The sequence below is a fragment of the Pseudoalteromonas sp. NEC-BIFX-2020_002 genome, assembly GCF_013002825.1.
In the GTDB taxonomy this organism is placed as follows: Bacteria; Pseudomonadota; Gammaproteobacteria; order Enterobacterales; family Alteromonadaceae; genus Pseudoalteromonas; species Pseudoalteromonas neustonica.
In genome coordinates, this window is the sequence record NZ_JABEPJ010000001.1 from 85,805 (window position 1) to 103,294 (window position 17,490).

Genomic DNA, 17,490 nt, shown 5'->3' on the forward strand with positions numbered 1-17,490 from the left:
AAAAAATAAATATACTGTCTATTTATACAGTTGTTTATTTTGGCCTATGCACCTGAATAACACAAGTTATTTAATAAATTAGTGCCCCAATACTCGGAAAATGCCCGCTTTTATGATACAAATACGGCAAGTTTTTTTAAGAATATTTTTTTATGCGCTCCCTAGAACAAATTAAGCAAGCAAGTCTTATTACAGCAATTAAAACGCCGTATCTTCGTACTGGTGAAATTGATTTAGCCACGTACGATTTTTTAGTTGAACAGCAAATAGCTGCCGGTGTTGATGGTATTGTTGTTGGTGGCACAACGGGCGAAGGCCAGTTAATGAACTGGGAAGAGCATTTAATGCTGATTGCACACAGCGTTAATAAGTACTCAGGTAAGTTGATTATAGTGGGCAATACAGGCAGCAATAATACCCGTGAGGCAGTTAAAGCTACTGAATATGGCTTTGCAAGTGGTATGGATGCTGCATTGCAAATTAACCCTTATTACGGGCGTACATCACTGGCTGGCGTAAAAGAGCACTTTAAACGTGTATTAGCGATTGGACCTGCGTTTATTTATAACGTAGCCGGTCGCACAGGGCAAGATTTAACGCCTGACATTATGGAGCCTTTAGCTCAACACGAAAACTTTATTGGTGTAAAAGAGTGTGGTGGTAATGAGCGTGTTAGCCATTATGAACAGCAAGGTATTGCATGTTGGTCTGGTAATGATGATGAAGCACATGACGCTCGCCATAAGTTTGGTGCACATGGCGTTATTTCAGTAACTTCTAATTTGATCCCTGGTTTGTTCCGAGAATTAATGGATACCCAAAACGACAATTTAAATCAATCATTACAGCCTTTGATCGACTGGTTATTCTGTGAGCCAAACCCAATAGCGATTAATACGGCATTGATGATGACAGGGGCGGTTAAACCTGTATTTAGATTACCGTATGTACCACTTAATGACGAGCAACAAACGCAGGGCGTTACTCTTATAAATGCATTATCAGTTGACGATTTTGTTGGTGATATCGCGGTACCATTAGTTACTAAGGATTTAGTGATAGGCTAAAACAGTCTATTACTGAGTTTAAAAAGTCACCTTTGGGTGACTTTTTTGTTTTAGGCTACTGCTCCAATGAGTAATTTACTCAGCTTAGCTTCTTGCTCAGCGACTTGTTCGAGCTTATTGGCTATATCGTCTAAGCTGATGTCACCCCGTTTTTTACAATATTTAACGGCATCCATAGCGAACTCTCGCCATAAGTCACCTACTAATGTTGTGTGTTCAGCGCATTGATTAAGAGCAGGGGTTTGAGTGAGCTGTGCGGCTTGCTCTAAAAAGCTCGCATACATAAATCTAAATCCAGCACCACCGGTGCCTATCTCTTCTTGCATACGCACAATGTGAGCTAGATAAAGGCGGGCATATTTAGGTGGCTTTTTATCTAACTGACGAATTTGTTTCGCCATATGACGAATGCCTTTTAGACCAAAATAAGGCAATACTAAGCCGTTCATCATTTTTGCGGTTTTTTTAATGGCTGGTTTAATAACGTGTTCAAGCTGTGTGTGAGTTGGCGTGCTGCGGATCACATACATGAGTCCTTTGGCTGCCAAAGCCCCTTTGGCGAAACGGGCATTTTTTAAATCCTCTGCAGCGCAGGTGACAGGGTGTTCAAATACAGGATCGCTGATCAAGTATTCACCTTGTTCATTTTTACCGTATACCACTAAGTTATGCGCATTAAAATGAAAACGCATATCTTCAGGGAAATAGGGCAACCAATAAACAGAACTCTGCAGGCCAACTAAGTTACCTTTGGCAAGTTCGTCATCGAGTGCTTGCATTCCTACATCTGGGTTTGAAAATTTTCGTGTTTCAAGATCAATATTTAGTTTTTTACATACCTTTTTTATGATTGTTTTTGGTGGCATGCGATAAGCAATAAGCGGCATACCACTTATTTTTACAAAAGGTAAATAAGCAAAAGTGAGGGCCGAAGCGAGGCCAAAAGCCATTGGCTCGCTCATATCAATGCCTTTACTTTGTAAAAGAGTGGCTACAACACCAGTTTCACAATGTGATGATTGCTGGTGGTTAATCGGTAAAATAATGTCAGGCATGAAGAGTTCGTTATTGTGAAGGCAATGAAAGTAAGGCGTCACGGCTAATTTTTAGCGTATCGCAATAGCGGTTTATGTTTTTATCAGACAATTTGGCAAAAATTGCGGGGCGTAAATGGCGTTTGATTTGCCATTGGAAAAAACCACTGGCGCCAGCAAGGGTCGCAATATCAAAGCGCCTTGCTAGCATATGATATGCCAGTGGTGAAATTTCACCGTGCAATGCTTGCTCAAGAGCTTGCGCGGTTTGTTCATTTAAATCATCAACAGCTAACTGGGTTGCAAAACTTTCGATTTCCCAACCAGATGATTTAACCCCTTGATAATGACCGCTATCATCTACAGCGTAAAGTAACTTGTTTTGGCCTTGGTAGCTTTTACTATTATCTTGAGGTACGTCATCTTTTTTCATAAAGTGCTCTTAACTATCGACTAACTACGGTTAATTGCATAAATGCACTTGAAAAACGCCCACTTTCTGGCACGTAACACAGTAATTTTTGACCGTCAGTCAATCGCCCTGACTTAAATAACTCGTCCAGCATAATGAAAATTGACGCAGAGCCCGTATTACCCTTTTCAGTTAAATTCGTAAACCATTTTTCAAATGGAATTTGAAAGTCGATGTTACTTAGGCCATCAAATAAACGCTCACGAAAGTAACCTGAAGAATAGTGCGGTAAGAAAAAGTCGTAATCAGTGGCCGTAAGTGCACGTTTTTTAGCTATTTTACTTAGGGCATCTTCAACAGTGTATTTTACAATGTTTTCGTTAAGTAGTTTTACATCTTGTTTGACTGATAAAATTGACTGCTGTTCTCGTTCTTTAGAGTCATAACGGGTCCAGCTTTTAAGTTGCCCATCGATTTTTTCAGCGCCAGCGTACATACACGCTTCTAGCTGATCTGCATAGGAGATAATATCAATCCAATCGATGCGCAAAGATAAACCGGTAGGATTTGCTTGGTTACTTAATAATGCAGCACCTGCACCATCAGAAAGCATCCAACGTAGAAAGTCTTTTTCAAAAGCAATTTCAGGTTTTTGATCCAGCATGTCTACTTTGTAATCACTCTCAGCACTAAAATTTCGGGAATGCATTACATTTGATGCTAATTCACTTGCAACAACGGCGCTGTGTTGGCTTTCGCCTGCTTTAACATTTAGGTAGGCGTATTTAAGTGCAGTCATACCACACAAACAAATCCCCGCAGTTGAGACAACCTCAAGGCTTGGGTTTTTAAGTTCACCATGGACCATAACACCGTGATTAGGCATGATTTGATCGGCCATCGAGGTACTTGCAACTAAACAGTCCAGTTGCTCTAGTCGGGTACCATCAATTGAAAATAAACCACGTACTGCGTCTGCAGCTAAAGAGGCATTGGTATAATTATACTCGCCTGTTTGAGGGTCGATGGCGTAGTAGCGGTTTTTAATTTGATTACTACGTAAAATGACTGGTTTAGCGCGTGAGCGCTGCCCTCCAACTTCACCTAATACAACTTCCATTTCTTTATTACTAACAGCTTCATTAGGCAATACAGCATGCAAGTTGTTTATGTATACAGCATTTTCCATAACGTACAACTACTCTCCTGATGGCTCGGCAAAATAGGCTTTTTGCTTGGCAATTCTTTTTCTAGTTAAGGGGGTGATTAATTTTTTTATTATTGCAGTAATTGGTACTACAGTAATAATTAAGGTCAGCAAAAATAACACATAGATCAATAGCCCACAACTGCGCCGCGTTGAGTGCATTGGGCCAAGCGTACTGAGGATTTTACTCCAAATGCGAAAGCTGTGTTGGCCAACACGCTCACTTGCAATAAACTTTTCATTTACTTTAACGGCGCCAAGGCCTTTTAATACAGGTTGTTGTAAGTATTGTTTATCTTGCAGTGCGTGTAATGCATTTTCTATCGCAACACCAAAACGACTGGCAGCTTTAATTTCATGCTCCGCTACCCCTGCTGCAGGTACCCACGAAACTGACTTTTTCTTGCCGGAGAACATCCAAAGAGGCGTTGCTAAGAAGCTAAAACCAGTTCCGCATTCATCGCTAAGCACGACATTATCGATTAAATTGGCATTTACATTTTTTAGTAGCTGCTTCATTTTTTCTTGTGCACTTAACCACATACCACGACAGCCAATGACGGTAATGACAGGTTTATTGTTAAGTAGTCGTTGTGCTTGCTCTGACTGCATAAATGATGAAATAGGTAATGATGGAGATAAAAACCAGACTTGGTAAGTTAAAATAATTAAATCATAGTCATCATGTGCAGGCTCAACGACTTCCATAGGCTGGGGAGTCATTTTTACGCATTCAGGAAATATATGAAAAAATGTCAAAAAAGGCCATGGGAATGGGAATGGGGTACTTGGTTTTAAATTCAAATAATCAACAGTTATAGCTTCATTGGCACGTAAAGGAGTGACAATTGATTCTGTAATATTAGTCAGTTGACCCGTTTGTGAATAATGAATAACGAGGACCTTGCGCATCCTTTTACCTTTCCTAACGTCCTAAAAGTTCGCTATTATACATAACTATCAAAAATCAAACCATATAAATGGATGTTTACATGATGAAAATAATGGTTATTTTAATGATGCCTATGCTGTTTTCTGGTCAGCTTTTAGCTAATTCAGACCGTATCTCGCTGGCTATTTCATTCGCTAAATTCAAACAGCAAGAAGGTAACCTTCATTATCAAGTTCTTGATTGTAATGATAGCGAGGGTTCTTGGGATACGTTGGCGGTGATCACAACACAGCAACTACCAGTGTCCGCGGCTGTACACGATGTTACGGTTGAAGATTTACCCGTGGGAAAGTATTGCGTTCGTTTTTTTCAAGATTTAAATGCTAATGGGGAACTAGACCTTGCTGCAAACTCGGTGCCGCGTGAGCCTGTAGGCTTTTCAAATAATCCAAGTTTAATGATGGGCCAACCAGAACCTGAAGATTGTGTACTCCAATTGACACAAGATGAAGCGATTAAGGTAAAAGTTAATAATAAAAGACGCCGCTAATTCGCGCGTCTTTTATGTTTGGTATTATTTAACCTGAGGTAAGGTTAGTTAAATTGCTTTGCTATTTCTTCTAAATTAAGTGTGCCTACTTGGTAATAGGGGCCTTTTCCTTTGATATGTGCTGGGCAATGTTTGCGTAATGCACGTACTGAGCTATTTTGCGCAGCGTCTTCAATTAGTCTTTTATAGCGACCATCTGTGTTTCTTGCTAATCCTTTACATACCCACGCTAATGTATCGTATTGTTGTTTACGAGCTTGCTGGTAATTTTGCGCAAAATACTCAGCTAAAGTATCGGTTACCTGTTGTGATGCATCACTTCTTATTGCGTAATCTTGAGCTAAACGTTTTATTTCAAGAACATTACCATGAGAAATGTCTAGTAAAGCTTGTTCTTCAATACTTCGGGATTGTGTCGCTTTTTTTGGAAGGGCTTGGAGTTGCTCTAAATTAATACTGCCGATGGTGTATTGTTCAACATGACTTTTTGGGAGGCGTTTATACGACTTTTTAGCGTGTTTACGTACCTTCTTATGAGCGTCACTTTTAATTACACGATAAAGTAAATCACGGTATCGGGCACTATTAGACTCCCCAAGCGCTCTACATGCCCATGCTATTGAGTCTAGCTGATAATCAGGTGCGCTAAGGTAATTTTGTGCAACAAACTCTGCCAGTACATCAAGCACTTGCGTATTTGAAATATTGTTTGCAACTATAGATTGTGCTGCCATTGTCAGCTGGCTTAAATCACCTGATATTAGGCGATCGTAATCACGTAGCTCAGTGGAAGTTAAAGCAAAGGCAGAACTTGATAATGTAACTAAACTTAATCCTATTAATAACGACTTTAATGAAAACATAATCATTCCTTGTTTAAAAGAAGAAAATGCAGATTAGATGTCATCTGCGTGGCTATAATGATAATCGCCGAAGAAGGGGACAACAAGGCCTATTTTTCATTTATGGATATAAAGTATGCTGATTTTGCTGCGAATGTTAAAATATAACAGTAAATTTTGCAGTCATAATTAAAGCTTGTTACTCTAGCGCGGTTTTGTACCACAATTGTGTTGTTTTCATGTTATATAGCCATTTATTTACGCCTTTCAAATTAGGTTCCACTACACTGAAAAATCGTGTAGTGATGGGTTCTATGCATACTAATCTAGAAGAGCTTCCTCAGGGATTTGAGCGTTTAGCCGCTTTTTATGGCGAGCGGGCACACGGGCAAGTTGGACTAATTATCACTGGTGGAATTTCACCAAATCCAGAAGGTATTTTAGCACCAAATCGCAGTGTCTTAGATTCATCAACTGCGGTTGCACATCATCAGCTTATTACCGAGGCTGTTAAGTCCCACGGTACTAAAATTTGCATGCAAATATTGCATGCAGGACGCTATGGTTATCATCCTAAACAAGTTGCGCCTTCAGCTATCCAAGCGCCTATTAGCCCTTATACACCTGCAGAATTAACACATGAACAAATTGAAAAACAAATTGATGATTTTGTACTGTGCGCCAAGCTTGCAAAACAAGCAGGGTATGATGGTGTTGAAATTATGGGATCGGAAGGATATTTAATCAATCAGTTCATAGTCAAAGCGACTAACCATCGTGATGATCAATGGGGTGGGTGTTATGAAAACCGTATTCGTTTTGCTGTTTGCATAGTCGCGCGCGTTCGTGCTGCGCTTGGTGATGATTTTATTCTAATCTTTCGTTTATCATTACTTGATTTAGTGGCCGATGGCAGTACGTTTAACGAAGTGCTGCAATTAGCACACGCATTAGAAAGTGCAGGTGTTGATATGCTTAATTCGGGTATCGGTTGGCACGAGTCACGTATTCCTACAATTGCAACCAGTGTACCAAGAGCGCTATTTTCATCATTAAGCCAACGCCTAAAAGCTGCGGTGTCAGTGCCTGTTATTACGAGTAATCGAATTAACACACCTGAAGTTGCAGAACAATTGTTAGTGGATGGACACGCTGACTTTATCTCGATGGCGCGGCCATTTTTAGCGGATAGTCAATTTGTGGCTAAAGCCTTTGCAGGGCAAAGCGAACAAATAAATACATGCATAGCATGTAATCAGGCTTGTTTAGATAATATTTTTGTTAACTTGCCTGCTTCTTGTATTGTGAATCCACGGGCTTGCAATGAAACATTAATGCCTATAAAACCAGCCAAGATGATAAAAAATATAGCTATCGTTGGTGGCGGAGCTGCTGGTATGGCTTGTGCTATATATAGTGCGGAGCGAGGACATCAGGTTACATTATTTGAACAAACCGCCCAATTGGGCGGGCAGCTATTATTAGCAGCGAATGTACCAGGCAAAGAAGAGTTTAAAGAAACCCTGCGTTATTTTAAAAGTCGCTTAGCAAATCTCAATGTTGTAATTCATTTGCAAAACAGTGCCGATATAGCAACTTTATCTGAATTTGACCACTGTGTGATTGCCACTGGTGTTAAAGGAGCTACGCCGAATATTGAGGGAATTGAACAGTCAAACGTTGTAGGTTATCAGCAAGTACTTAATGGTGAAGTCAAACTGGGCTCAAAAGTCGCCATTATTGGTGCCGGTGGCATTGGATTTGATGTAGCGACATTTATAACTGCAAATCATATGGTTACAAACACGAAGCTGTTACCTCTTCATGAAAGTGATACGACGGATGCTGATCAATTTACTCATCAGTGGGGGATCGATCTTAGTGTTACTTACCCAGGCGGGATAAAAGATAAAGCAGGCAAATCTACAGCGGCTAATGAGGTTTACTTACTGCAGCGTAAGCTACGCAAACACGGTGCTGATTTAGGTAAAACCACAGGGTGGATCCATCGTGAGCATTTAAAGCAACAAGGTGTAAAAATGCTTGCTGCGGTGAATTATCAAAAGATAAATGCTCAAGGGCTACACTTAAGTGTGCGTAAACGTGAGCGACTATTGGACGTTGACCATATTGTTAATTGCAGTGGTCAGCAATCTGTACTCCCTGAATATCAACAACAGCTTAGCCAGTTATTGATTCCAGTTAGCTTTATTGGTGGTGCATTAAAAGCTGAAAAATTGGATTTACAACGGGCAATAGGCGAAGCGTTCTCGCTGGCACAAAGTTTATAATAAATGATAACGATGTTTAAAGTGGTCAAAAATAATAACAAGGATGTGACAATGGAGCAGGTAAAGTTATGGCGCATGTAAAACCGGTTATGTTGACGTTAGAAAACGTTAGCTTTGGTTATAAGCAAAATGCTCCTTTGAGTATCGATAACGTGTCGCTTAGTTTAATTAAAGGCAGTTGTACTGCTATTTTAGGGCCAAATGGTGCAGGTAAATCGACTTTAATTTCTTTAATGACGGGTTTATTAATGGCACAAACAGGGGCTATAAACTACCCATTTTATAAACAGTACGGTTTGACTCAAGCAATTGCACAAAAAGTAGCTTTAGTGCCGCAAGATTTTGCGTTTTATCATGAGTTAAGTGTGTATGATAATTTAGCTTTCTTTGTTTCTATTAGCGAAAAAAACCGCCACTTACATGCCGAACAGATTGCAGCAGCTATTAAATTATGTAACCTTGAAGAGGTTGTTAATAAAACCGCAGGTACGTTATCGGGGGGATATAAACGTCGTTTAAATATTGCCATAGCTTTGAGTAAACAGCCTGATATTATCTTTTTAGATGAACCTACCGTAGGGATAGACCCATTATCTCGAGATGCAATAATTACGCTTTTACTCGATTTAAAACGCCAAGGGAAAACGTTAGTGTATACATCCCACTTATTGCATGAGGTGGCTCAGTTATGCGATGACGTGGTATTTTTACGCGGTGGAAAAGTTGTTGCCTGTGAAGCATTAAATAGCGAGAAGCTCTCTTTGAGTTTTTCTACATTTAAGCCGTTATTAAACACTCAAAGCACGCTTTTTAGTCAGCAGCTAGTGACGCTTGAAGGTAATTACTATCAGTTGGTTATTAATAATAGTGAACAACTCGGCGCTGCGTTTAGTGCACTCGGCCAATTAAGTGATGATATTAAAGCATTGTCGTTTTCAGACAATCATATTGAGCAGCTTTATCGCGACCTATTTGCGGAGCCATTATGCTAATCCATACAGTAAAAAAAGAAGCACGCTTAATTGCAAATGATCTGCATAGTTTAGCCGTGTTGTTACTGATGCCGATTTTATTTATGGTGATAATGACGATGGCAAGTAGTCAATCACAACAGAATATGCAGTCTAATTTATCGTTAAGTATCATTGGAAAAGCCTACAGCAAACATAGCAATGTTTTAATTGAACTATTAAAAGCACAGGGTTTTATAGTGCCAAGTTCACCTATTACTCAAACTAAACAAAGCACACTGACGATTGCTCCTAAATTTGATCAGTTAATTTTAATGAGACAAGGCACGAGCCAACTAACGCTGGAAATTAGTGATGAGCTCGCGCCACAAACTCGCATGCTGATGACTGAAAAAGTAAAAGCCAGCTTAGCGCAATTAAAATTGTATCTGTATATGTTAGATACTGGTGATTTAGATGTCGATTTGCCCCTCAATGAGCAAATAAGTCAGATTATAACTGCTTCAGATGTCAGCTATTTATTAGCGCAACAATCTATCAAGGCACTCGATAACCCCGCATTAAATAGTGTGCCCGCATGGTGGGTATTTGGTATCTACTTCATTGTGCTGCCCATTTCATTGACGTTTATTAATGAACGCAATAATGGGACTTTAGTTAGATTAAAAACTTACCCTATTAGTATGGCTCGTTACTTTTATAATAAGGCGTGTGCATATGTGTTGGTGAGTATAGTACAAGGAGGGTTACTCGCGCTGATTGGCTGTATTGTGATCCCGTATTGTTTAGATTTACCACTTTTATCTTTGCATGGGCTGCTTTATAGCATATTGACCTTTATAACCGTCAGTTGTACGGCCATCGCATTTGCCTTGCTATTGGCAAGTTTGGTATCGAGTTACGAGCAAGCAATTGTTGTAGGCGGAGGGGTAAATATTATTTTAGCCGCATTGAGTGGTTTTATGGTACCGCTGGAAATTATGCCAGATAATTTAGCCGCACTTGCTAATGGCTCGCCTATGTACTGGTCAGCGCAATTATTGCGACAGCTTATGAGTGAATCGATTGATCACACTTTTTGGCAATATAGTGCATCACTTTGGGGTTTTTCATTGTTATGCTTTACTGCCGCATTATGGACATTTAATAAAAAAATGAGGAATTTGACATGGAATTAGCAGAGCTAAAACTACAATTGAAACAGTTAATCATTACTGAGTGCGATAAGGAAGATGATTTTGAACCCGCAGATATTATTGACTCAGAGCCATTGTTTGGTAGTCAATCACGTATCAATTTAGATTCACTTGATGCTCTGCAACTATCGCTTGTGCTTAAACAGCATTTTGGAATTAAAGTTGAAGGCTCAAAAGAAACGCGAAAGCATTTACAATCTATTGATACTATAGCCGATTTTATTGTTCGTGAGCGTGAAAAGTAATGACTTTACGGGATGTGTATTTAAATGCCAGCGACGTGCTATCGGCGTCATTAGGCTGTGAAAAAAGTAGCCAAATAACCACGCAAGAAGGTACGCGTGTTGGATTTAAATCATTCCGTGATGAAATTAGCTGTAATGATTTCTTTGGTATTTTGGCGCATTTTGACACCTTGCTTTTACCACTTTTTAAGAAATTACAGTTGTCAGCTGACGAACTTGCAAAAACCAGTCTATTTTTGGGATCAACATCTCTTGATATTAGTGCCGTTGAGCTCGGAGCTGAAGATACATTATGGTTATCAAAAACTGATAAAATAAGCCAAGAGCTGGTCAAGCGTTATGGTTTGAACGAGCTTGAGTTTACTTTCAGTACAGCATGTACTGCCAGTGCTAATGCTTGTTTATATGCCACACGGTTAATAGCACAAGGAAAAATTGAGCACGCACTGGTTATTGGTTGCGAGTTTTACAATCCGCTTACGGTTGAAGGATTTAAATCGTTAGATTTGATCAGCGCGACAGGATTAGCTGCATTTGCAAAAGGGCGTTCCGGGCTCATTTTAGGTGAAGGCCTTGGTGCGTTATATTTATCCTCAACACCCACTGAACAATGTAATTTGCGAGTTCTTGGTGGTGCATCATCGTGTGATACATACAGCCTAACCATGACTAAAGAAGATGGTAGCCATATAGCGCATGTGATAAATGAGTGCTTAACGCAAACAAATATTACATGTGACGATATTGATTTAATTAAAGTGCATGGCACAGCGACGCTTGGGAATGATGAAGCAGAGTGTAATGCACTCTCATCGCTATTTATTCGTGATTCATTAACTACTGACCAAATATCAGCAAAACAATTACCGCCTATCATTGCGTTTAAACCTTATACAGGCCATACCCTTGGCGCATGCGGCGCGATAGAAATTGCGCTATTTGTTAAATGTTTAGAGCTAGGAAGTTATACGCCACCAAGTTATACGCATAGTGAAGATGAGCTAATGTGGCCGTTTTATCACGGCGCACACTTTAATAACGTGGATACTGTTTTGTTTAATTACTTTGGTTTTGGCGGTAATAATGCTGCATTAGTATTACAGCGTTACAAGGGTTAACGAATGAAAGAATTAGCAACGAGTCATATTAGCTTTGAAAAGAGTTTAGATATAAAAAGCTTACGACAACAAGTAAAGCAAGAAACCGGTTTAGTTGTACGTAGAATGGATGCGTTTACATTAATTGCTTTACTTGCTGTTTATCGAGCTAAAGGTGACATCCAGCTCAGTAAACGTTGTGGTTTATATAGTTGCGCTGATTATTTTTCAAGCGAACTAATGCAGTCAATGCTACGAGATATGCACAACGCGCACGCTATAAAACCATTAAGCTTTGTTGCAAGTGTGGGTAATGCAGCTAATTATTACCTTGCAAATACATTTGGGATAGATGGCCCCAATATATTTTTAGGCAGCAGTGAGCAGGCGATGGTCAAAAACCAGGTATTAGCTGAAGCTGATATGGGTTCAAACTTAATCGATCACGGTGTAGTCGTCGTGTGGCAAGAAGACGAGAAAGTACGCCAATGTTGGGTTAAAATCATAGAAAATGATGGTTTTTACAGCTAACGCGAACGTTTCTGCGGGTTTTCCTTGAATCAGCGGTAGCACAACTGTAGAATTTAGCCTCTTTTTGTCACCACCTTTGTAATAAGGACTGTTACGTTGAAATTTGCCATAAAAAAATGTATCGCTTGGGGCGATGGTAAAACTTGCCTTGAAGATTGGCAGGCTTTTGCAAACAACGTCAGTATACAGGCGCAAACGTTAACTCTTCCTGAATTAAAACAGATACCTGCAATGCAGCGTCGACGCTTAAGTGCGTTTGCCAAACTGACATTACACTGCGCTTTAACTGCAAGTGATACGTATCAACATGAAATTCCCAGTGTTTTTTCGTCTCGTCATGGTGACTTACATAAAACAAGTAAATTAATAGCAGATGTCGCGAGTAAAGAAGCACTTTCGCCAACGCACTTTGGCCTATCAGTCCATAATGCTGTGGGTGGTTTGTTTAGCATTTACACAGGTAATAAAGCCCCGTTAAGCGCTGTATCTGCGGGTGAAGATAGCTTTTTTATGGGCTTAGTAGATGCAGTTGCTAAACTACATACCCGTAAATATAAACGTATTTTATACGTATACAGTGATCAAGCCGTCCCTGAGCATTATCAGAATTACGTACAGCAACACGCTGATAATATTGCCGTCGGCTTATTAATTGAAGCTAGCGATAGTGTCGATAATTATAGTATTGAATGTGTTGGCCATGATAATGTGCAATCAGCCGAAAACCTACAACTACAGGCGCTGGATTTTTTAAAGTTTTACTTCTCACAACAGCAACAACTTTCTACTTGTTCTAAACGTTATAAGTGGCAGTTAACGCGTTCATGAAAGCAAAATTGATAAAAATATATCGCGTATTTGCCACAGGCAGTGCGTTTGCCTTATTTAGTGGCGGTGGTTTGGTGCTGTCTATTTTGGTGTTTTCAATCCAACGGTTAATTTATCGTGATATCAATCAGCGTAATCAAGCCGCACGCACTGCGGTACATTACTCATTTAAGTTTTTTGTAGGTTATATGCGCTTAGTCGGCATACTACGATTAGACATCGATAAGCTTGATGAAATAAAACACGCGAAAGGACAGTTGATTATTGCTAATCACCCATCCTTAATTGATGTGGTTGTGCTCATTTCTATTGTACGTCATGCTGATTGCGTGGTTAAAGCTGATTTATGGAAAAACCCTTTTCTCAAAGGCGTTGTTAAAGCCACCGGTTATATAAATAATGATGCAGATCCTGATTATTTTTTAGGGCAATGCCAACAAAGTTTTGCTCGCGGTAACAATCTTATTGTATTCCCTGAAGGGACGAGAAGTACCCCTGGAAATACATGGAAATTTAAACGTGGCGCAGCCAATATCGCGCTTCGTACTGAAGTAGATATGTTGCCAGTACTGATAGATGTCAGTCCAGTCACATTAACGAAAGGTCAAAAATGGTATCAGGTTACTGATCGCCGTTTTACTTTCAAAATGCGTGTACTGCCCCCTTATTTAATTGAACCTTATTTACACGGCGAACAATTATCTAATAGCGTCAGGCAGTTAACGCGTGATTTACAAGCTTATTTTAACGAGGAAAAATCAAAACATGAGTGATTTAAGCACTGAAGTAAAACAACTTATCATCGAAACGTTAGATCTTGAAGATATTGAAGCAACAGATATTAACGACGAAGAAGCATTATTTGTTGATGGCTTAGGACTAGATTCAATTGATGCATTGGAATTAGGTGTAGCTATTAAAAAAGCATACGATGTGAAAATCGATGGCAATACCGATGATAGTAAAAAACATTTTTACTCGGTTAAAACCTTGTGTGATTTTATTGCCTCAACACGGGCATAATTTATTGCAGTTCTAAAACTGTATTGTTTGGAAGTAACTATGAGTAATGAAAACATGAATAACGGTGATAAAATTTTCGCAATGTTAAGCGAAATTCTGCAAGAATATTTTGAAATTGACGCAGAAGACATTACCCGCACCGCAAACTTATATGAAGATTTAGATCTTGATAGTATTGATGCCGTTGATTTAGTAGTAAAACTACGTGAGCAAACAGGTAAAAAAATCGAACCTAACGATTTTAAACAAGTGCGTACTGTGCAAGATGTGATTGATGCTGTAGAAAAGCTAATGATAGCAGACGCTTAATGAAAAAAGCGCTACTGGCTGGGTTGCTGTTATTATACCCCTTAGTGGTGTATTTTGGTCTGCAATTTAGTGAGCCTGCATTGGTTGGCGGGGTGTTTGCAGTGGTATTACTGCTGCGACACTGGTTAGTAAAGGATAGCAAAGCAACAATCCCGCATTTTCATGTAATGACAATTAGTGGGCTTGGATTATTATTATTTGCCACGTTTGCCAATTCAGAATTAGCACTTAAGTTTTATCCCGTGGTGATCAATAGCTGCTTTTTAGCTGTATTTGCTTATTCACTTTATAAGCCACCAAGCGTTGTAGAAATTATTGCAGGAAAATTCGAAACCCTTGATGCACATGGCAAGAAGTATACGCGTGCAGTGACGAAAGTGTGGTGTGGCTTTTTTATCATTAACGGTGTGATCGCTACCGCAACGGTGTTTCACCCAGATCCGAAAGTATGGTTAACCTACAATGGTTTGATCTCGTATCTGTTAATGGGATTAGTCATGGCAATAGAATTAATAATAAGAAAATGGCAAAAGGCAAAAAATAAAGCAAATGAAATGGCCGACTAATAACTCCTATTTTTATGGTGAGAATCATGATTTCGCGATGTGGCAGCAACAGGTAATTGCACACGCTGAACAGTTTTCTGCGCAATCGGCACAAACCTGGCTGTTGTTTGATGCTGATAGTTATCAATTTAGTGTACTATTTTTTGCATTGTTGGTGGCAGATAAGTCGATTGTTTTACCGCAAAATGGCCAGCCAGAACAGCTTACACAATGCCTTAACCATGCTGATGAATTTACAGGAGATACACGTTTAGCACCTGCTAAAGTAACATTTTCTGGAGAAATAAAGAGTAAGCATATTGCTGATATTGAAATTAATGAAGACACTGTAATTCGTTTCTTTACTTCAGGATCATCAGGTAAGCCAAAAGCGATAGATAAGACCTTCAAGCAGTTGATACAAGAAGTGGATGTACTGCAAGCCCAGTTTGGCGAAACACTTAAAGATACTGTGATTGTAGCAACGGTATCACACCAACATATATATGGCTTATTATTTAAATTACTTTGGCCGTTATATTCAGGCCGAGATGTTTGTTTAAAAAGCTTTGAATACCCTGAGCACTTGCTTCACTTTATTGAACTTAATGGTAAAAGCGCAGATGTACAGGATTTTACTTTAATTAGCAGCCCCGCTTATTATCATCGTTTAGTACAAGACAATGTGCTTATACCCGTAAAAGAGAAATTGCGTAGTTGCTTTTCATCAGGTGGGCCTTTGCAAAGTGGTGCTGCGCAACTGTTACAAGAACAATTAACGCATGCGCCTATTGAAGTGCTCGGCAGTACCGAAACAGGAGGTATTGCTTGGCGGCAACAAAGTTTATCATCAATATGGCAAGCATTTAGCCCAATAAAAATAAAGCGTGATGATTTACAGCAGTTAATTATTTCATCACCTTATGTGGATGGCGGACAGTGGTACAAAACGGATGATCGAGTGGAGTTACTTGATAGTGGCCACTTTAATTTATTAGGCCGCGCTGACCGAGTTGTCAAAATTGAAGAAAAACGCTGTTCTTTAGATGAGATCACGCAACGCATTAATGAATATCAGTGGGTTGATGAATGCTATATATTGCTGCTTGAAAATACCCAACAACAAAAACGTAGTGAAATTGGTGCGGTGTTAGTGTTAACCGAACAAGGTGAAATTGCATTAGCAGAGCAAGGTAAGTTTAAATTTTCGCAGGCTTTAAAAAATCATTTAAAGGCCTTTTTTGAGCCACTAGTGATCCCGCGCAAGTTTCGCTATTTATCAGTTTTGCCTTACAACACACAAGGCAAACTTGAGAAAACGCAATTGGAGAAGTTGTTTGACTGATTTTGTATACAAACCGATTTGTGACGTAATAGAGCAAAGCCCTGAGCATGTGCAATTGCGTTTATTAATTCCTGAAAATTTATATTATTTTCAAGGTCACTTTACTCAAGCTGCTATTTTGCCAGGTGTTGCACAACTTGACTGGGTAATGCATTACTTAAACAAATATTTAAATGTAGATCCCCAAAAAGTGATCTCGGTTGATGCGTTGAAATTTCAAATTATTGTGCAGCCTAATTATCAAGTAGATTTACTACTTAAAAAAATTAAAGACACTAAATATAGCTTCAGTTACAGCTCAGTGCATGGCCAACATGCATCTGGTAAAGTTGTCCTTGCTGATGAATAAGAGTAACTGATAATGCCAAGCCAATATGGATTTGTGATCCCTAATTACAATCACGATTTAGTGATCCTCGATACGATCATTGCTTTAGCTAATTTTAAGTTGCCGATTATCTTGGTTGATGATGGAAGCAATGAAAAAACTCAGCGAATTCTTGAGCAAATTGATGCCCAGTTTGCGTTAGTAACTTTAGTACGCCGCACCGAAAATGGCGGTAAAGGGGCTGCAGTGCAAACCGGCTTAGCGCATGCGTATGAAGCTGGTTGGAGCCACGCAATCCAAGTTGATGCCGATGGCCAGCATGACTTAAATGATGTTGAACAGCTCATTGTTCGCTCGAAATTTCAGCCAAATGCATTGGTAAGTGGGCAGCCTATATACGATGAGTCTATTTCAAAAGGGCGCTACTATGGACGTTTTATTACTCACTTTTGGGTCTATATAGAAACTTTATCCTTTGCGCTCAAAGATACTATGTGTGGTTTTCGTATTTACCCACTCGCTGCCTATAGTCAGCTTATCAGTAGCACTAAGCTGGGGTATAAAATGGATTTTGACATAGAGGTGATGGTCAAACTGTTTTGGCAAGGCACACCGGTTGAATTTATTAAAACCAAGGTTCATTACCCTGAAAATGGCGTATCTCATTTTAATGTGTGGGACGATAACGTGTTGATTTCAAAAATGCACACGCGCTTGGTATGTGGCATGCTATGGCGTTTACCGCGATTAATAGCAAATAAATTTAAATAGGGATTA

Annotated in this window: 21 protein-coding genes; 16 read left to right on the plus strand and 5 right to left on the minus strand. The window is 39.4% G+C overall.

Annotated elements, in window-relative coordinates; all coding sequences use genetic code 11:
• Positions 1–152: 152 nt before the first annotated feature.
• Positions 153–1,067 carry a 4-hydroxy-tetrahydrodipicolinate synthase gene (dapA, locus tag HJP15_RS00360; RefSeq protein ID WP_054203852.1) on the plus strand — a complete coding sequence of 305 codons (915 nt, stop codon included), beginning with the start codon at positions 153–155 and terminating at the stop codon, positions 1,065–1,067.
• A gap of 50 nt (positions 1,068–1,117) precedes the next feature.
• Here the strand turns inward: dapA and darH are convergent, their stop codons facing one another.
• The 4 genes from darH to HJP15_RS00380 are packed head-to-tail and all read right to left on the minus strand — an operon-like array spanning position 1,118 to position 4,632.
• On the minus strand, positions 1,118–2,122 hold the full coding sequence (darH, locus tag HJP15_RS00365) for a BtrH-related acyltransferase DarH (RefSeq protein ID WP_054203851.1): 1,005 nt from the start codon (positions 2,120–2,122) through the stop codon (positions 1,118–1,120).
• 10 nt (positions 2,123–2,132) lie between these two features.
• Positions 2,133–2,534, minus strand: coding sequence for a DarG family dialkylresorcinol biosynthesis protein (locus HJP15_RS00370; protein ID WP_170172805.1), 402 nt, complete (start codon positions 2,532–2,534; stop codon positions 2,133–2,135).
• Between the two features lie 13 nt (positions 2,535–2,547).
• Positions 2,548–3,702, minus strand: coding sequence for a beta-ketoacyl-ACP synthase III (locus HJP15_RS00375; RefSeq protein WP_054454717.1), 1,155 nt, complete (start codon positions 3,700–3,702; stop codon positions 2,548–2,550).
• A gap of 9 nt (positions 3,703–3,711) precedes the next feature.
• Positions 3,712–4,632 carry a hypothetical protein gene (locus HJP15_RS00380; protein ID WP_054203848.1) on the minus strand — a complete coding sequence of 307 codons (921 nt, stop codon included), beginning with the start codon at positions 4,630–4,632 and terminating at the stop codon, positions 3,712–3,714.
• A gap of 80 nt (positions 4,633–4,712) precedes the next feature.
• On the opposite strand from HJP15_RS00380, the gene HJP15_RS00385 reads away from it, so the two are divergent.
• Positions 4,713–5,162 carry a DUF2141 domain-containing protein gene (locus tag HJP15_RS00385; RefSeq protein WP_054203847.1) on the plus strand — a complete coding sequence of 150 codons (450 nt, stop codon included), beginning with the start codon at positions 4,713–4,715 and terminating at the stop codon, positions 5,160–5,162.
• A gap of 44 nt (positions 5,163–5,206) precedes the next feature.
• On the opposite strand, the gene HJP15_RS00390 is transcribed toward HJP15_RS00385, so the two are convergent.
• A complete protein-coding gene (locus HJP15_RS00390; protein WP_170172806.1) occupies positions 5,207–6,025 on the minus strand; it encodes a hypothetical protein in 819 nt (272 codons plus the stop codon).
• Between the two features lie 218 nt (positions 6,026–6,243).
• On the opposite strand from HJP15_RS00390, the gene HJP15_RS00395 reads away from it, so the two are divergent.
• From HJP15_RS00395 to HJP15_RS00460, 14 genes are all read left to right on the plus strand, one after another.
• Entirely contained in the window at positions 6,244–8,295 is a 2,052-nt protein-coding gene (locus HJP15_RS00395; protein ID WP_170172807.1) for an NADPH-dependent 2,4-dienoyl-CoA reductase, read from the plus strand.
• A gap of 68 nt (positions 8,296–8,363) precedes the next feature.
• The gene (locus HJP15_RS00400) at positions 8,364–9,287 is read left to right on the plus strand and encodes an ABC transporter ATP-binding protein (protein ID WP_170172808.1); all 924 of its coding nucleotides are present in this window, start codon (positions 8,364–8,366) and stop codon (positions 9,285–9,287) included.
• A complete protein-coding gene (locus tag HJP15_RS00405; RefSeq protein ID WP_170172809.1) occupies positions 9,281–10,444 on the plus strand; it encodes an ABC transporter permease in 1,164 nt (387 codons plus the stop codon). The genes HJP15_RS00400 and HJP15_RS00405 overlap by 7 nt, the downstream gene beginning before the upstream one ends.
• Positions 10,435–10,707: an acyl carrier protein gene (locus tag HJP15_RS00410; protein WP_054203842.1), complete on the plus strand. Its 273-nt coding sequence runs from the start codon at positions 10,435–10,437 to the stop codon at positions 10,705–10,707. The genes HJP15_RS00405 and HJP15_RS00410 overlap by 10 nt, the downstream gene beginning before the upstream one ends.
• The gene (locus HJP15_RS00415) at positions 10,707–11,825 is read left to right on the plus strand and encodes a beta-ketoacyl synthase N-terminal-like domain-containing protein (RefSeq protein WP_054454712.1); all 1,119 of its coding nucleotides are present in this window, start codon (positions 10,707–10,709) and stop codon (positions 11,823–11,825) included. The genes HJP15_RS00410 and HJP15_RS00415 overlap by 1 nt, the downstream gene beginning before the upstream one ends.
• Before the next feature lie 3 nt (positions 11,826–11,828).
• Positions 11,829–12,335: a hypothetical protein gene (locus tag HJP15_RS00420; RefSeq protein ID WP_170172810.1), complete on the plus strand. Its 507-nt coding sequence runs from the start codon at positions 11,829–11,831 to the stop codon at positions 12,333–12,335.
• A gap of 96 nt (positions 12,336–12,431) precedes the next feature.
• Positions 12,432–13,163 carry a beta-ketoacyl synthase chain length factor gene (locus tag HJP15_RS00425; protein WP_054203839.1) on the plus strand — a complete coding sequence of 244 codons (732 nt, stop codon included), beginning with the start codon at positions 12,432–12,434 and terminating at the stop codon, positions 13,161–13,163.
• On the plus strand, positions 13,160–13,936 hold the full coding sequence (locus HJP15_RS00430; protein WP_054203838.1) for a lysophospholipid acyltransferase family protein: 777 nt from the start codon (positions 13,160–13,162) through the stop codon (positions 13,934–13,936). Before HJP15_RS00425 ends, HJP15_RS00430 begins: the two co-directional genes overlap by 4 nt.
• Entirely contained in the window at positions 13,929–14,186 is a 258-nt protein-coding gene (locus HJP15_RS00435) for a phosphopantetheine-binding protein (protein ID WP_054203837.1), read from the plus strand. The genes HJP15_RS00430 and HJP15_RS00435 overlap by 8 nt, the downstream gene beginning before the upstream one ends.
• A 54-nt stretch (positions 14,187–14,240) precedes the next feature.
• A complete protein-coding gene (locus HJP15_RS00440; protein WP_054203898.1) occupies positions 14,241–14,495 on the plus strand; it encodes an acyl carrier protein in 255 nt (84 codons plus the stop codon).
• Complete coding sequence (locus HJP15_RS00445) at positions 14,495–15,061, plus strand: COG4648 family protein (protein WP_054203836.1); 567 nt, start codon at positions 14,495–14,497, stop codon at positions 15,059–15,061. Before HJP15_RS00440 ends, HJP15_RS00445 begins: the two co-directional genes overlap by 1 nt.
• The gene (locus HJP15_RS00450) at positions 15,045–16,385 is read left to right on the plus strand and encodes an AMP-binding protein (protein ID WP_054203835.1); all 1,341 of its coding nucleotides are present in this window, start codon (positions 15,045–15,047) and stop codon (positions 16,383–16,385) included. The genes HJP15_RS00445 and HJP15_RS00450 overlap by 17 nt, the downstream gene beginning before the upstream one ends.
• Positions 16,378–16,734, plus strand: a complete 357-nt coding sequence (locus HJP15_RS00455) for an ApeI family dehydratase (RefSeq protein ID WP_170172811.1) — start codon at positions 16,378–16,380, stop codon at positions 16,732–16,734. The genes HJP15_RS00450 and HJP15_RS00455 overlap by 8 nt, the downstream gene beginning before the upstream one ends.
• Before the next feature lie 12 nt (positions 16,735–16,746).
• Positions 16,747–17,484 carry a glycosyltransferase family 2 protein gene (locus HJP15_RS00460; RefSeq protein WP_054203833.1) on the plus strand — a complete coding sequence of 246 codons (738 nt, stop codon included), beginning with the start codon at positions 16,747–16,749 and terminating at the stop codon, positions 17,482–17,484.
• Positions 17,485–17,490: the final 6 nt, after the last annotated feature.

What these genes read in the sequence shown, in the direction of transcription:
- darH (WP_054203851.1), bottom strand. Translation starts at nt 2,122, where the DNA reads ATGCCTGACATTATTTTACCGATTAACCACCAGCAATCATCACATTGT.
- HJP15_RS00430 (WP_054203838.1), top strand. Translation starts at nt 13,160, where the DNA reads ATGAAAGCAAAATTGATAAAAATATATCGCGTATTTGCCACAGGCAGT.
- HJP15_RS00385 (WP_054203847.1), top strand. Translation starts at nt 4,713, where the DNA reads ATGATGAAAATAATGGTTATTTTAATGATGCCTATGCTGTTTTCTGGT.
- HJP15_RS00380 (WP_054203848.1), bottom strand. Translation starts at nt 4,632, where the DNA reads ATGCGCAAGGTCCTCGTTATTCATTATTCACAAACGGGTCAACTGACT.
- HJP15_RS00435 (WP_054203837.1), top strand. Translation starts at nt 13,929, where the DNA reads ATGAGTGATTTAAGCACTGAAGTAAAACAACTTATCATCGAAACGTTA.
- HJP15_RS00405 (WP_170172809.1), top strand. Translation starts at nt 9,281, where the DNA reads ATGCTAATCCATACAGTAAAAAAAGAAGCACGCTTAATTGCAAATGAT.
- HJP15_RS00420 (WP_170172810.1), top strand. Translation starts at nt 11,829, where the DNA reads ATGAAAGAATTAGCAACGAGTCATATTAGCTTTGAAAAGAGTTTAGAT.
- HJP15_RS00370 (WP_170172805.1), bottom strand. Translation starts at nt 2,534, where the DNA reads ATGAAAAAAGATGACGTACCTCAAGATAATAGTAAAAGCTACCAAGGC.
- HJP15_RS00445 (WP_054203836.1), top strand. Translation starts at nt 14,495, where the DNA reads ATGAAAAAAGCGCTACTGGCTGGGTTGCTGTTATTATACCCCTTAGTG.
- dapA (WP_054203852.1), top strand. Translation starts at nt 153, where the DNA reads ATGCGCTCCCTAGAACAAATTAAGCAAGCAAGTCTTATTACAGCAATT.
- HJP15_RS00440 (WP_054203898.1), top strand. Translation starts at nt 14,241, where the DNA reads ATGAATAACGGTGATAAAATTTTCGCAATGTTAAGCGAAATTCTGCAA.
- HJP15_RS00390 (WP_170172806.1), bottom strand. Translation starts at nt 6,025, where the DNA reads ATGTTTTCATTAAAGTCGTTATTAATAGGATTAAGTTTAGTTACATTA.
- HJP15_RS00395 (WP_170172807.1), top strand. Translation starts at nt 6,244, where the DNA reads ATGTTATATAGCCATTTATTTACGCCTTTCAAATTAGGTTCCACTACA.
- HJP15_RS00460 (WP_054203833.1), top strand. Translation starts at nt 16,747, where the DNA reads ATGCCAAGCCAATATGGATTTGTGATCCCTAATTACAATCACGATTTA.
- HJP15_RS00410 (WP_054203842.1), top strand. Translation starts at nt 10,435, where the DNA reads ATGGAATTAGCAGAGCTAAAACTACAATTGAAACAGTTAATCATTACT.
- HJP15_RS00450 (WP_054203835.1), top strand. Translation starts at nt 15,045, where the DNA reads ATGAAATGGCCGACTAATAACTCCTATTTTTATGGTGAGAATCATGAT.
- HJP15_RS00415 (WP_054454712.1), top strand. Translation starts at nt 10,707, where the DNA reads ATGACTTTACGGGATGTGTATTTAAATGCCAGCGACGTGCTATCGGCG.
- HJP15_RS00375 (WP_054454717.1), bottom strand. Translation starts at nt 3,702, where the DNA reads ATGGAAAATGCTGTATACATAAACAACTTGCATGCTGTATTGCCTAAT.
- HJP15_RS00400 (WP_170172808.1), top strand. Translation starts at nt 8,364, where the DNA reads ATGGCGCATGTAAAACCGGTTATGTTGACGTTAGAAAACGTTAGCTTT.